This window comes from Ruegeria sp. CDSA246 (assembly GCF_059611225.1).
Genome location: NZ_JBXWPD010000034.1, coordinates 1 through 14,774, shown reverse-complemented (window position 1 = coordinate 14,774; position 14,774 = coordinate 1). Strand labels below are relative to the sequence as shown.

General features: G+C 53.4%; 8 protein-coding genes. 6 read left to right on the top strand and 2 right to left on the bottom strand.

Translation table 11 applies throughout. From position 1 onward, the window contains the following. Positions 1–291 (top strand): hypothetical protein (locus tag AC2FI9_RS22305; RefSeq protein WP_496770881.1); only part of this gene is annotated, 291 nt, incomplete at its 5' end. Positions 292–585: 294 nt separating this feature from the next. On the opposite strand, the gene AC2FI9_RS22300 is transcribed toward AC2FI9_RS22305, so the two are convergent. Both AC2FI9_RS22300 and AC2FI9_RS22295 read right to left on the bottom strand, forming a co-directional pair. Then, a complete protein-coding gene (locus AC2FI9_RS22300; RefSeq protein WP_496770878.1) occupies positions 586–1,479 on the bottom strand; it encodes a helix-turn-helix domain-containing protein in 894 nt (297 codons plus the stop codon). Positions 1,480–1,927: 448 nt separating this feature from the next. Further along, entirely contained in the window at positions 1,928–2,911 is a 984-nt protein-coding gene (locus tag AC2FI9_RS22295) for an ornithine cyclodeaminase family protein (protein WP_496725702.1), read from the bottom strand. Between the two features lie 620 nt (positions 2,912–3,531). Here AC2FI9_RS22295 and AC2FI9_RS22290 point away from each other — a divergent pair. The 5 genes from AC2FI9_RS22290 (at position 3,532) to AC2FI9_RS22270 (ending at position 14,419) form a co-directional block, all read left to right on the top strand. Beyond that, on the top strand, positions 3,532–3,831 hold the full coding sequence (locus tag AC2FI9_RS22290; protein WP_496770875.1) for a hypothetical protein: 300 nt from the start codon (positions 3,532–3,534) through the stop codon (positions 3,829–3,831). Then, a complete protein-coding gene (locus tag AC2FI9_RS22285) occupies positions 3,780–5,063 on the top strand; it encodes a pyridoxal phosphate-dependent decarboxylase family protein (RefSeq protein ID WP_496770872.1) in 1,284 nt (427 codons plus the stop codon). Before AC2FI9_RS22290 ends, AC2FI9_RS22285 begins: the two co-directional genes overlap by 52 nt. Positions 5,064–5,649: 586 nt before the next feature. Then, entirely contained in the window at positions 5,650–13,056 is a 7,407-nt protein-coding gene (locus AC2FI9_RS22280; protein ID WP_496770867.1) for a GAF domain-containing protein, read from the top strand. A gap of 3 nt (positions 13,057–13,059) precedes the next feature. Then, positions 13,060–13,401 (top strand): Hpt domain-containing protein, encoded by a 342-nt coding sequence (locus AC2FI9_RS22275; RefSeq protein ID WP_109310482.1) that lies wholly within the window; start codon positions 13,060–13,062, stop codon positions 13,399–13,401. After that, positions 13,394–14,419: an adenylate/guanylate cyclase domain-containing protein gene (locus AC2FI9_RS22270; RefSeq protein WP_496770863.1), complete on the top strand. Its 1,026-nt coding sequence runs from the start codon at positions 13,394–13,396 to the stop codon at positions 14,417–14,419. Before AC2FI9_RS22275 ends, AC2FI9_RS22270 begins: the two co-directional genes overlap by 8 nt. The last annotated feature ends 355 nt before the right edge of the window (positions 14,420–14,774 follow it).

Sequence of the window (14,774 nt, the reverse complement as noted above, 5' to 3'; positions counted from 1 at the left end):
TCAAACCAACCAGATGAGCCACATCCTCTCTTAGATCAGAGCGCCATCTGTCCCAAAATCCCTGACGACGGACACTTTGCCAGAACTGTTCCGTTTGAGGATTACGACAGTGCGGAAGCTTCCCTGAAGGTTTACGCGATGGCGCAAGAGGATGCGTTGAAGACCTATCTCTCACTTAATGCGCCCGCTGATTTCATCCAGTTGATGCATGACCGCACCAAAACGGCTTGGGACGATGGCTACTGCGACAGACAGCTGACCTCGCTGGTCCAGCATATGACAGATGCCTGATGCAATAATGCTCCGGCCAATTGCTGCCATTGCCCGAGGATTAGCGATGCTGCAGTGCGGACCGTCAGAAGGAGACATTCGCTGCAAGCGCAAAGCAGGAAGGCCAAACGAAGTCTGGACCGCGAACAACCTGACATTGGGCCCACGGCGACCCACGCACGAAGTCAGCCCGAACCGGACATTCGGTTTTTTGGCCACATCAACGTAGCGTTTCACAAAATGCTGTTTCACGAAACACCTAGGGTTGAACCGTTGAGCTGGACTTTATCGATACGATAAATTGTCAGACGGTAGTTAAGTACTTTCGAAACGGTCAGCATATGCCTTCTTGAGCATAGGGCTGCGTCGAGCAAAGAGAGAATAGAGTATGTTTTCCCCGGCGAGGTGCCAGAATTCGAGACCTGTAGCGTCAACGTGTGGGCCGATGAATTGGAAACTCTGATCCTTGCACAGCTGATGCCCTATTGGGCTTGCGGCGATGGCGGCTAGATCTTTTAGATAGACTTCCCTTATCACGAGATCTTCGAGTACTTTCACAAACCCATTTAGCAGATGAAGCGCAGAATTTTGATGCCCCTGCGCGATGTAGACGCCGGCGCAATAGCCGAAATAGTCGCCAGGAAGAACCGGGCGTCGAAGGGATTCCAGACTAAATTCAGCTTCAACCAGCCGGCACTCGCAGAACTTGGTTTCCAAGTCTTCATCCAGGAAAATAAGCGAGATATGAGCTGCCAACTCATCTCCAATCATGACATATACGCCGGACATCGCCCCATCCTTTAAGATCTCCGCCCAGATGGGGTCGCAGGCGGAAAACCCGTCGGGAAACTCATGAGCACTTTCGAGTTCCAAGGCCTGAACGGCGGCATCGGCAAACTCGATAGATCCGTATTCCAGCGCCACTTCATGTTCGCGAAGAACCCGGTAGGACGCATGCGTTCCACTCGAACGGCTTTCCCAATCCTCGCGGCAAGCCACAACTTCATCCCGCGTCCATCCGAGTTTTTCTACTAAAAGGTGCTCCAGGTCACCTCGGATGTACGACAGTGATCGCTCATATTTGCTGACCGCATCTACACTTAATCCCAGCAAAGCAGCCAATTGTTCCTGTGACATGCGGCCGTCGATACCGTTGCGAGCTCGATGGCTTCGAAGCTTGTCGGCGAAGATGGACGAAGGGGCGGTCATGTTGTCTCCGAAATGGTCGTGCCGCTGCTTATCAATTTGCCTGAAATTGGGTGATTGCCCAAGCGACTTATGGATGACTTACGGGTTCAGGCGGATCACGTCCGTGGCCGAGTTTCCTGAGACGAGCCAAGCTTGACACATACACAAAAGGAACCTGCAATGGCACGTCGCATATGTCAGTCACCCGGTACGCTCGACGCAATTTTTTTTGGGTTTGCATCCGCCTCTGAAACCCGGAGTCGTCGGAGACGTGACATCCGCTGTTCAAAGCGAATGAAACGCGATTGGCCTGTTTCCCCGATGCGTCGCCACCGGTTTATGAGAGATCTTGACTACTAGATCAAAGGCTCAAAATGTGAATTCGCTGTACAAGTCAGATTGCTGAGAACGACCGCCCAAAGCGAGCCTTTCAACTTTTATTTCAAAGTGCATATTTATGTCTTTGGTATCACTTCACGGGCATTTCGGAGGCCCGGCGAACCGCGAGAACCGAAGCAGCATAATCCCCCAATGAAATCCCTCTGAATGCAAAAGCGGCCGGTTTGTTGCGCAGGCGAATGTCGACTTTACCGGTGACCAATTCCGCCAAATCGCCAGCAATTTTCTTATATGGCAACATCGGCTTGTCGCTTTCCAATTCCTGTAGCCGGTCGTCGACAATTACCATTTCGAAAGCAGCCATACCTGCTGGAATCCACGGAATGCAGACATCCGTTATCGCCGCAAAGGCAGTCGGTTTCAGCCATCGGCCGTCCAAAAAGGGTTCGATTGAGTAGTCCAAAGTTACCGATGTCACTATCAGATCTGCATCATTCAGGGCGCCTTTTGCACTGGTGCATGATTCAGCGTCCAGTCCCAGGCTTCGTGCATAACGACAAAGCTTGTCGGCATTCTCCTTACCTCGCCCGAACACGCGGATTCGTTTCAAGGGAAATAGATCTGAAAACGCAGCAAGATGGGCGTGCGCTTGCACACCCGCGCCCACAAAAGCCACGGTCTCGGCATGAGGGTCAGCAAGCCTACGCGCCGCCACCACTGACAGAGCCGCTGTTCTGACTGCTGTAATCCAATTCGCTCCCAAGACCGCGCGAAGTAGTCCGGTTTGCGCATCCATAACCATGATTGCACCGTTAATCGCGGGAAGACCACTTGCCGGATTTTCCGGACACACTGTGACCTGCTTGGTCACGATGAAACCATCATCTCCCATTGCTAAGGTAGACATTGCGTAGCGCCCGTCGCCGGGCAAGATGACTGTTTTCGGAGAAGCGCGAAGCTTTCCTTCTACTTTGGCTACTAGGGCGGATTCGATGGCATCGGCAACTTCAGAAGTTTGGATGCCCAAACCCCCGAGATCCTTGTCAGACAGATAAATTAGCGCGTTCTCAGAGGTCACGACGTTCCTCACATCAGCAAATTGGCTTTCTGACAAAGTACATTATTTTCCGCTGTTCTCGCCATCGGTTTACCTTTGCAGAAGCAATTAAGCGGTTACTTTCAATCGCCCGACCCAAGGCGCAGAAACGAAATTCGTCTTCATTTTTTCTCACATATGAACTCAGCCGAACGTCTGAGTTCCTCCGCTCACCTGCTTCCTGCCAACTCGTTCTAAACGTCCGGAATGCGCGGATCGCGACGTGCCGCACTTGCAAAAGATCGAAGTGTGATTACGGCAGCTCAGGGTTCCAAAGCCGTCATCAGAGATAGCGCTGCAAAGCCCCTGGCCACCATTTTGATGACCTCAAGCACGGCCCAAAGCCGACGGTCGTCGATGCCTCCATCACTGCATTGCATCGTTCCTAGAAGTGGACGTAGGCGCAAGTGCAGCATCTTCCATGATCGGGTGGTAGCTCTGCGGACAACAAAGCTGTTTCGCCAATCAAAAAGAGGCGCACACAAAGGCCTTCCGATCCGCCATCGCCCCAACAGAAATATCCATCTGTTGGAGATTCAACAAGGCCGTAGAACGGTTGCACTGAATACGTTTATCGCACACCCTTTTTCTCTATACAAAAGGGACGCTGTTGATGGTGAAATCCAATAGATTAACTCTTGATCCGGACGGACGATTGGGAGGCCAGCCGCGCGCTCGCCCACAGGATGGTCGATGAGGCCATCGAGCATCTGAAACAGGTGCGAGAGCGTCCTGTTTGGAGACCCATGACCGACGATGTCCATACCACGTTCCAGTCTGGTTTGCCGGAACATCCCTCGTCTCTGGAGCAGGTCTACGATGAATATCGGGCGACCGTGCGCGCATATCCCATGGGCAATATCCATCCACGTTTCTGGGGTGGTATATGGGTGCCAGCAACTTCACCGGCGCTTTGGGTGATTTTCTTGCGGCCGTAGAGGGCAGCAATCTTGGGGGTGGCAACACAGGAGCGGCGCAGGTCGAACAGCAAGTTGTCGATTGGCTAAAGGAAATTGCGGGGTTTCCCAAGTGTGCGAGCGGCACTCTAACCTGCAGCGGTTCAATGGCAAATCTTGTGGCGCATACCGTGATCCGCAATTTCACCGCCGGATATGACGTTCGCCAGGATGGTATTGCCGCGCTGGATAAGCCAATTAGGTTTTACGCCTCCGATCAAGCCCATAGTTGCCACCAGAAGGCGTTGGAGACGCTGGGCCTCGGCGCCAAGGCGCTGGTAGAGATCGCGAGCGATGACTACCAAAGAATACGGCTCGATGCGCTGGAAGAGGCAATCAAGCAAGATCGCGCGAACGGGATGCAACCTGTTTGCGTGATTGGAACGGCTAGAACGACAAACACCGGTGCGATTGACGATCTGACCGCGATCGCCACGCTGTGTGAGCGTGAGGACCTGTGGTTCCACGTTGATGGGTGCATCGGCGGTATATTGCGTCTTGCCCCCGACCACGCCCATCTGGTCGCCGGGATCGAACGCGCCGGCTCCGTTTCCATTGATCCCCACAAATGGCTGCACACTCCCTTTGACGCTGGCGCTGTATTGATCAAGGACCCCGATGCGCATTTCAGAACATTCGAGATGCACGGCCCCTACCTGCAACTCCAGGAGCGCGGAATGATTGCCGGGAAGTTCCTCGCTGACTACGGTCTGGATCTTAGCCGCAGCTTTCGCGCGTTGAAAATCTGGATGGCTTTCAAGGAACAGGGTACGACGAAGTTCGGGCGGCTCATTGCGCAAGACATAGGCTTTGGGCGCTACATGGCCGCGCAAGTAGAGGCGCATCCGCTTCTGGAACTTGTCGCTCCTGTCGAGCTCAACATTGTGTGTTTCCGGCATCTAGCGGCAGACGAAAACGCAGCCAAAGCACTTAACACCAAAATCATGCTTCGGATTCAGGAGCGCGGGCTCGCTATGCCTTCGGATACAACGGTGAAAGGCAAACATGGGCTTCGCTGTGCGTTCAACAACCACCGCACCCAACGCGAGGACATAGATCGGTTCCTCCGCGATGTGCTTCAGATCGCGCGAAGAAATCCTATCGGAACAGCCCGCCTAACGCGCTCATTGATAACTGTTAAGGCGTTTATAAACGTCGTTTTTTGGCCCAGACCTACCGGCCCAAACCGGACATTGAGCTTGAACCATGATTAACTAATCAGCTTCTTGAAAGCGGCCGTTCCGACATTTGCAACATTTCCTTTGCTTCGATGGCCGAGATGGGAACATGCCTGCCGTCCTTTTAAGCGAGCAGTACACTTCGCAGTGCATCTTCCCAGAGAGTTCACAGGGGCTTGCGTGTCCAGCACATGCTGCCTTTCGCCAACAGAAGTCTGGGTTTAAGCAATGACGCTCGGTGGAGCGCTTCAGAGATCGAACGTCCTGACGTTTTCGAGTCGCATATGGAGTGCCAGAACAGTAAGGCCTACAAGTCTATCCAGCGCCTTGGCACTACACTGTTGATTCATCGCGCTGACCAGCCGGATGATCCGAGCTAAGTGGGCCGTGCTCGCGCGTGCATGAATGCAAAGGGCATCATCGGTAAAGAATTCCAGTGACTTCTATAACATGCTCTCTAAACTCCGGACAGTTGTTAGTCAGAATTGACGTGGGAGTTTGGGCGCAGTTGGGCGACAAAAAGGCATCAGGGACCTCGATAAGTCCCGCGCCATCATCTGCGCCAAGTTCGGAGTTAAGCGCAGCTGATCAACAGGCGCGGTTTGAAGCCACCGCTCAGGTGATGCAGGCGATCTCTGTGACCAAGGACGACGTTCAGCCGGTTTGCGATCTGATTGTTGAGCTTGCCAAAGACCTTTGCGACGCTGTTTTTGCTGGTCTGGTTCTTGGACAGGAAGGCGACACACTTCAGCGGCTCGTGGCCAGTGTTAACCTGCACCCTGACATTCAGCAGCTCTGGCGCGACGGAAAATACACGATGGAGCCGGGCAATTCTCTGGTGACTGAAACAATCCTCAGCGGCGAGACCAAACGTGTTGTGGATATGGGAGACACTGAATTCCACAAGTCCGGCGATGAGCGGTTCAAGCTGATTGTCGACAAGCATGGGTGCCGCAGCAATCTGTTTGTTCCTCTAAAGGTGGATGGCGGTGCAATCGGATGCTTGATGTTGGCGCGAGACGAGGTCCGGCCCTATACCGACGATCAGGTCAAGCTCGTCGAAACCTTTGCCGCCCAAGCGGTAATCGCCATTGAGAATGTTCGCCAATTTCGCGAATTGCAGATCCGTCTGGCACGCGAAGGCGCCACGCGTGAAGTTCTCGAGACAATTAGCCGATCGCGGGAAGATGAGACGCCGGTGTTCCAGACGATCCTGGAAAATACAGCCCGGCTTTGCGAAACGGATGTCGCCACACTAAGCCTTTTGAATGAAGCAGAAACCCACCTCGAATATGCGGCCCATTTCGGTGATCAGTTGGCGACCTACGAGGTTGGCGTAGATCGTTGGTCACTGGACTCACATCTCCAGATTGCGGAGTCCGTTCGCGAGGCACGCGTTATTCACAATGTCGATTTGCGCCTGACTGACCAGTATATCAAAGGCGACCCATGGCGCCGTCAACTTGTAGACGAAGAAGGTGTCCGGTCATTTCTGACGGTCCCACTAATGTCGGCAGATGGCACGCCCGTGGGCGTCATCGGGATTTACCGACGTGAGGTTCGCGCATTTACAAACGACGAGATCTCTCTGGTTGAGGGCTTCGCCGCCCAAGCTGTGATCGCCTTGGATAACACGCGACAATTGAATGAACTGCACACACAGTTGGAGCGTCAGGCGGCAACACAGAAAATTCTAACGGTCATTAGCCAAAGCCGTGATGACGATGCGCGCGTCTTTGATTCAGTGCTTCAGCAGGCCACCAGGGTATGTGATGCAGATCAGGCGGTCCTTATTTTGATCAACGCTGCCGGGACCCACGGGCGGTTGGCGGCGAATTGGGGGCATCAGAGAACCAAATTTGATGTTGGAGACGAGTGGCAGTTGGACGAATCGATTCCAATAGCCACTGCGATACGAACAGGTAAGGTTGGTCGCATCGATGATTTGACCGACACGGATTTTTATCGCTCGGGCCATCCTACAGCTGCCATGATGGTTGAGATCGAAGGCATTCGGTCACGCGTTACAGTCCCCCTGATGCAAGGAGATCAGGCCATCGGAGCCATCGCAGTTAGCCGCCGGGAGGTGCGGCCATTTGCTGACCCTGACGTGCAGTTGATTGAAGAATTCGCCAAACATGCAGTCATTGCCATCGAAAACACGCGCCAGTTTCGTGAAGTTCAGGAACGACTTGAACGGGAAGAAGCGTCGCGTGAAATACTCGAAGTCATCAGCCGCAGCCGCGATGACGACAAACCGGTCTTTTATAGCATTCTCGAGAACGCAAGCCGTTTGTGCAAAGCACCGCTGGCCTTCTTGTGTGTCGCTGACCACGAACAAGGGCACGCAACGATTCCAGCCAATATCGGTGCGAGAACTGATTTTGATGAAGCGCTCAAAGATTTCGTAGAGCCATTAACGCGCACTGAACTGGTTGCGATCAGACCAATGATCGATGGTCAGGTTATCCGCCAAGACGATATCGCCGATGATCCACTATACTACCGGGACCGTGACCCAAAACGGGTTCAGATGGTTGAGATTGAAGGTGCTCGCTCGGTCCTTGCGGTGCCGTTGATGAAAGACGACACCGGTCTTGGGGTGATCGTTCTCTATCGCCGTGAAGTTTCGCCATTTTCGGATGATGATGTCGCTCTGGTCCAAACCTTTGCGGCCCAAGCCGTGATCGCAATGGATAACGTACGCCAGTTCCGAGAGGTGCAAGACCGTACGGCGGAGGTCACGCAAGCCTTGGAGTATCAGACTTCAACATCCGAAGTTCTGCGTGTGATCTCAGCATCTCCCAATCAACTGTCGCCCGTTCTGGACGCCATTCTCAAAGAAGCGTCGCGCATCTGCGAATTGCAGGATGCCTATGTCGCGATGCTCAACCCGGACGATGGGCTTTTTCATGTGCACTCGACGCTAACACAGGATACGGCCTTTGCAGAGTACGTCAAAGCTCACCCGATTTCACCAGCGGAGAACGGTGTAAGCGGGCGTGCGATCCTGTCGAAACGCACAAGCTATGTCGAAGATGTCGAAGCGGACGACACCTACACCTGGTTAGAAGAAAGCGGTGTAGGTGATTACAAGTCATTACTTGGGCTTCCGCTGGTTAAAAACGGTGAAGTCGTAGGCGTTATCTCTCTTGGGGCGCCAGTAGTCTCGGGTTTTTCCGCCAAACAGATCAAACTGCTGGAAACTTTTGCAGATCAGGCCGTTATCGCGATTACCAACGCAAACCTTTTCCACGAGTTGGAGGAGCGTACGGAAGAAGTCACGCAGGCACTGGAGTATCAAACTGCCACGTCAGACGTATTGTCGGTGATTTCGCGATCTCCGAATGAGCTGGAGCCGGTGCTGAAAGAGATACTGAGAGTCGCCGGCCGGATCTGCGAGCCAAAATATGCTGCGATCTCGATCCTGAATCCGCAAGACAACCTTTACCATACTGACATCATGCTCGACTTTGACAGTGATTTCATGAAGTTCATGAAAGCACACCCAGTGCCGGCAGGTCATGGAAGCGGTATTGGCCAAACAGCTTCACGCGGCAAAACAGTCTACTACGAGGACACTGAAGCTGACGAATACGCCTGGAAGGAAGCCGCGCGTATTGGCAAGTATCGCTCGCTTCTGGGTGTCCCTTTGGTCAAGGATAAGGTTGTGGTCGGTGTGATCGTGCTCTGCCACGACAAAGTCGCACCATTCGATTCAAAACAGATATCTCTGTTGGAGACGTTCGCCTCGCAAGCGTTGATTGCCATCAATAACACTCAACTCTTCGAGGAAGTACGGGCGCGTACGACCGAAGTTGAAGACGCATTGGTGCGCGAACGTTCCAGTGCTGAAATCTTGCAACTGATCAACGAAGCTTCTTCCGACATCCAGCCTGTGTTTGACCTTGTCGTGCAAAAATCCGCTGAACTTTGTGGAGCGCAGTTCTGCGTCCTCGAACGCTTTGACGGCAATCTCTATCATTTCTGCGCACAATACGGGTTTCCGCAGACTACTTTGAAGGCACTGACTTCGGATTATCCCTTGGAAGCTTCCAAGGGTCATCTGGCTCCATTGGTCGTTGAAAGCGGCGAAGTCCAGCATCTAGCGGATGCGCGGGGGCCCGAGTATTTCAGTCCAGAGCTTGCCCGAAAGGCTGGGTATCGGCGCTTGATGGCCGTACCGATCCGGGCAGAGGCGCGGATTTGGGGCGTCATAATTGTCGGTTGGGCCGAGGCCGGACCGCCGCAACAAAACAGCGTCGAGCTCGTTCAGGGTTTTGCCAATCAAGCCAGCATCGCCATCGAAAACGCACGGCTATTCCGGGAAACTCAGGAACGCACTGCTGAAGTCGAGGAGGCGCTGAAGTATCAGACGGCGACGTCCGAAGTGCTCGACGTCATCTCGCGCTCACCGAACGATCTTCCACCGGTTTTGGACGCGATCCTGGAGGTCTCGTCGCGTATCTGTTCACCGGAATACGCGTTCTTTGCAATGAAGGATGCTGACGATGGCCTATACCGCGTGGCCATGTCCCACAATGTGAGTGATGCTTTTCTCAAATTCCTGTCCGACAACCCTATCGCGCCAGAAGAGGGGTCTTGCATCGGGCGCACGGCTCTGCAAGGCAAGACGGTCTATATAAAAGACACCCGTAGAGATCCGACTTACACATGGAAAAAAGCGGCTGAGATCGGGGACTATCTTACTACTCTTGGTGTCCCTTTGGTCAGCAATGGCGTAACCGTTGGCGTTATTGTTATGGCGCATCGGCAGGCAGCTGCGTTTAGCGACAAACAAGTCAGCCTGCTGGAAACCTTCGCGTCTCAGGCCGTGATCGCCATCAACAATACGCGACTGTTCAAAGAAGTGCAGGCCCGCACTGCAGAAGTTGAAGAGGCACTGGGGTATCAGAAGGCGACATCCGAAGTGCTCGAGGTTATTTCCCGTTCCCCTGACGCTTTAGAGCCGGTTTTGGAAGCGTTGGTAGCGGTTTCGTCGCGCATCTGCCGCCTACAGGATGCTTTTGTGGCGCTAAAGAAACCCGAGGACGGAAAATTCCATTTCTTTGCCGGGCACAATCTCACAGAGAGTTTTGCCAAATTCCTCGAGTCGCATCCATTTGAACCGGGCGAAACGTCGGCGACCGCCCGGGCGCTTTTATATGGGCGCGCCGACTACGTTGAGGATACTCAAGCGGACCCTAACTATGATCCGGTCCTTAGGTCCAACTTGCAAGGATACAGGTCGGTTCTCTCTGTACCTTTGATACGCGACGGTGACACGATTGGTGTCATCAGTATGGGCAGCCGAAATAAAGCCGCCTTTGAGGACAAGCAAATCAAGCAGATGGAGACTTTTGCCTCGCAGGCGATCATAGCGATTCAAAACTCTAAATTGTTCAACGATACGCAAGTCGCACTCTCTCGCCAAACGGCAAGTGCGGATGTTCTCAGAGTGATCTCGGAATCCCCGACAGATACCAAACCGGTTTTTGAGAAGATTGTCGGACTGGCGACAGCTCTCATCGATTGCGACTTGTCGATTGCCATGCAGGCTAACAAAACTGAATACTGGCAAGTGGCGGCCGCAACTCCGGATGGTTTAGAGGAAATCACTTGGACTGAGCGCCTGCCAATTGATCCCGACGACAACCTGCCATCCCGCGTCATCCAGAGCGGCAAGACGCTGCAATTGGATGAAACGCGCTTTGATGAACTATCTCCGCGGGACACGGAAATCGTTGAGCGACAAGGATTCAAGTCGTTCTTGATGGTACCCTTGATGCGAGGGAAAGACTGTTTCGGCACTCTCGTCTTTATTCGGAGAACGTCGAAGGCTTTCAGTGATGACGAAGTAGCCATTGCCGAATCTTTCGCGGATCAGGCTATCATCGCGCTGGAAAACGTGCGTCTGTTCAATGAAACTCAGGCTTCCTTAGCGCGACAGACTGCCAGTGCTGATGTACTGCGGGTGATCAGCCAATCGCCTTCAGATACCACACCTGTTTTTGAGGCGATTGTAAATTCCGCGACACGGCTTGTTTCATGCGACATGGCAGGCGCCGCTTTGTCAGATGACAGTTTCTGGTGGCAAGTGGCTTTGGCGACGCCAAAAGGCCTATTACGTGATTTCGGACAAACCCGACACCCGTTGGACCCGAAGGATAATTTTCTGTCGTCCGTGTTACTGTCCGGGAAAACCATGCATGTACACGATTTGACGTCACAGGGCTTACCGCGGTTGGCCAAGAAGCTTCACGAAGAAAACGGATTTGAAGCTTTTCTTGGCATACCGTTGATGCGCGGAGACAAGTGTTTGGGCGGACTCTATTTCATCAGGAAATCAAAAATACCGTTTTCGGACGACGATATTGCTATGGCTGAGTCTTTTGCGGATCAGTCTGTTATTGCCATTGAGAACGTGCGCCTTTTCCGCGAGGCCGAAAAGGCCCGTGAGGTGGCCGAGTCTGCTAACGAAGCGAAGAGCGCGTTCCTCGCCACCATGTCCCACGAAATCCGTACACCGATGAATGCCGTTATCGGGATGAGTGGGCTCCTGATGGATACCAAGTTGGACGCCGAACAAAGCGATTATGCCAACACGATCCGCGACAGTGGCGACGCGCTGCTTGGCATCATCAACGAAATTCTCGATTTTTCGAAAATCGAAGCCGGGCAGATGGACATCGAGAACCATCCGTTTGACCTGCGTGAATGTATCGAAAGCGCGCTAGATCTGATCAGCGGCAAGGCTGCCGAAAAGAAGCTTGATCTGGCCTATGAATTTGACGACGCTCTGCCCCTTGCGATCAGTGCCGACCTGACCCGGTTGCGGCAGATCCTGCTGAACCTTCTTTCCAACGCCGTGAAGTTTACCGAAAGCGGGGAAGTGGTTCTATCTGTTGAACAAACCACCAAGAAACGCGGATCGCTTGAGCTGACTTTCACAGTCCGCGACACTGGTATTGGCCTGAGCGAAAAAGGTATGAGCCGTCTGTTCCAGTCCTTCAGTCAGGCAGACAGCTCAACAACCCGTAAATATGGCGGCACCGGACTCGGCCTGGCGATTTCCAAACGTCTTGCGGAACTCATGGGCGGCACCATGTGGGCACGAAGTGACGGCGAGGGGCACGGTTCGACCTTTATGTTTACGATCCAGACCAAACCTTCCAAACCTGTCAAATCATCGTCGCGTGATCTGGTAGGCATTCAGTCCGAGCTTGAAGGCAAACGCATCCTTATGGTGGATGACAACGCCACCAACCGTAAAATCTTGTCGCTCCAGACCGAGAAATGGGGCACTAAAACCACTACCTGCGAAACCCCGTCCGATGCGCTGGCCACACTCGAGAAGGCTCAAAAGTTCGATCTGGCAATTCTCGACATGCACATGCCAGAAATGGATGGTGAGGAACTTGCCCGGAAAATTCGGGCCAAGCATCCGGACTTGCCGCTGATCCTCTTTAGTTCTCTTGGTCCGCGCGACATTGACCTCGAAGACGGTCTCTTTGCTGCCAACCTCACCAAGCCGCTGCGTCAGTCGCATCTTTTCGATACTCTGGTCACGTTGTTTTCAACCGAAGATACTCCCGTGAAAGCGACCAAACCCGCAGACAAACCCCAGACTGATCCACAGATGGCCAAACGCCACCCTCTGCGTATTCTGCTGGCTGAGGATAATTTGGTGAACCAGAAACTTGCGCTTCGCCTGCTTGAACAGATGGGCTATCGCGCTGATCTGGCCAGCAACGGCGCTGAGGCGGTCGAAAGCGTGAACCGGCAAGCATACGATGTCGTATTGATGGACGTGCAGATGCCCGAAATGGATGGGCTCGAAGCCTCACGCTGCATAAACCAAGATTTTCCCGGAGAAGACCGACCGCGTATAGTCGCCATGACCGCTAACGCCATGCAAGGCGACCGCGAGATGTGTTTAGATGCCGGGATGGACGACTACATCGCCAAACCGATCCGCCTGCCTATTCTTATCGAAGCCCTTTTGAATGTTCCTAGGAAAAGCAAGTAATCCATGACAAACGGTCCAATTGATCTTGATATCTTCGCTGAACTCAAGGACGCGACAGGCGACGAATTTGCCGCCGAGCTTGTGAACACCTTCCTCGACGAAGCCCCTGGCATGATCGCCGAATTGAAAGCGGCTGCCGACGCGTCTGACGCTGATGGATATCGCCGCGCGGCTCATTCCATTAAGTCGAATGCAAACACCTTTGGTGCGACTGCACTGGCCGAGTTGGCCAGAAAAATCGAGCTCGGGGACATACCAGCGACTGGCGACCTTACAGATGCGAAAGCTCTGGAGGCCGCTTTCGCCAAAGCTGCTGCGGCCCTGCGGACCCTGAACAATGACTGATACACCCGGCCATCTCCTCATCGTTGATGACAACAAAGTCAATCGGCTACTCCTGTCTCGCAATGTTGAATTGTTGGGGCACAAAGCCTCTGTCGCGGAAAACGGCCTCGTCGCGATGGAGATGTTGTCGAGTCAGTCTTATGACCTGCTTCTACTCGATATCGAAATGCCGGAAATGGACGGGTTTCAGGTTCTGGAGGCAATCAATGCGGACCACGACCTGCGCGAATTGCCGGTGATTGTGACCTCCTCAGTCGAAGGGCTCGACAATATTGTGCGCTGCATCGAGTTAGGCGCAGAAGACTACTTGCCCAAGCCGGTGAACAAGACGCTTCTCAGCGCCCGCGTCTCCAGCTGCCTTGAAAAAAAGCGACTGCGGGACGAACAAAGACGCCTTCTCGAACGCTTCGCAACCACCGAGGTTGCGCAAGACCTGCAAGAGTCTGGGTTTGCCATCGGTGGCAAACGTGCAAACGCATCGGTTCTTTTTTGCGACATTCGCGGTTTCACAGCCCTTTCAGAAAACCTAGCGCCCGAGGCAACAATTGATCTACTCAACACCTTCTACACTTTGATGTTCGAGGCGGTGACCAGCAATGGTGGCATTGTCAGCCTAATGCTGGGTGACGGGTTGATGGCTCTCTTCGGTGTTCCACAACCTCTTAACAATACTGCGCAAAGTGCGGTAGCTGCAGGGCATGAAATGCATAGCATGATCGAGATGCTGAATCATGACCGGCTCGCTGATGGAGAACGGAGTCTCAGGATCGGGATCGGTATCGCCACAGGCGAAGTCGTCGCGGGCTATGCCGGCACTGACAACCGAGCGACCTATACCTGTATCGGCTCCGCGGTAAATCTCGCAGCCCGATTGGAAGCGGAAACCCAGAACACCGGAAGCAGGATCTTGGTTGATCAAGAGACCCTGGATCTGCTCGACGGAGTTGATATTCAGGAGACATTTGGCGGGACCCAAATCAAGGGCTTCTCCGATCCATTGGACATTCACGCTTTGTGATCTTCCGACACGAGTATCGTTTCTCCGATATCATTTCCTGTAAGATCGCTTACTACTAAACTCCCCGCCGTCGCAGCCACTCAATTTGGATTCGCGAAAACGGGTCGATTGTTTTTACGCCCCGCAATGGGCCTATTGCCACAGACAAAAATCGGGCTTTATTCGATGCGAGGAGAACAGATGAAGCGAACTTTGATAGATCACTATCATCCGGGTCTTTTGAGCAGTCTGTTCGATTCAATGACTGCTTTGGAGTAGTGTAGCATTTTCTTTGCACCGCAGCGAACGACATGGTGTGATCGCGGTGGTCGCTCTCCTTGGGCAAACGAGGCCTGATATTATCAGCCTCACCAAT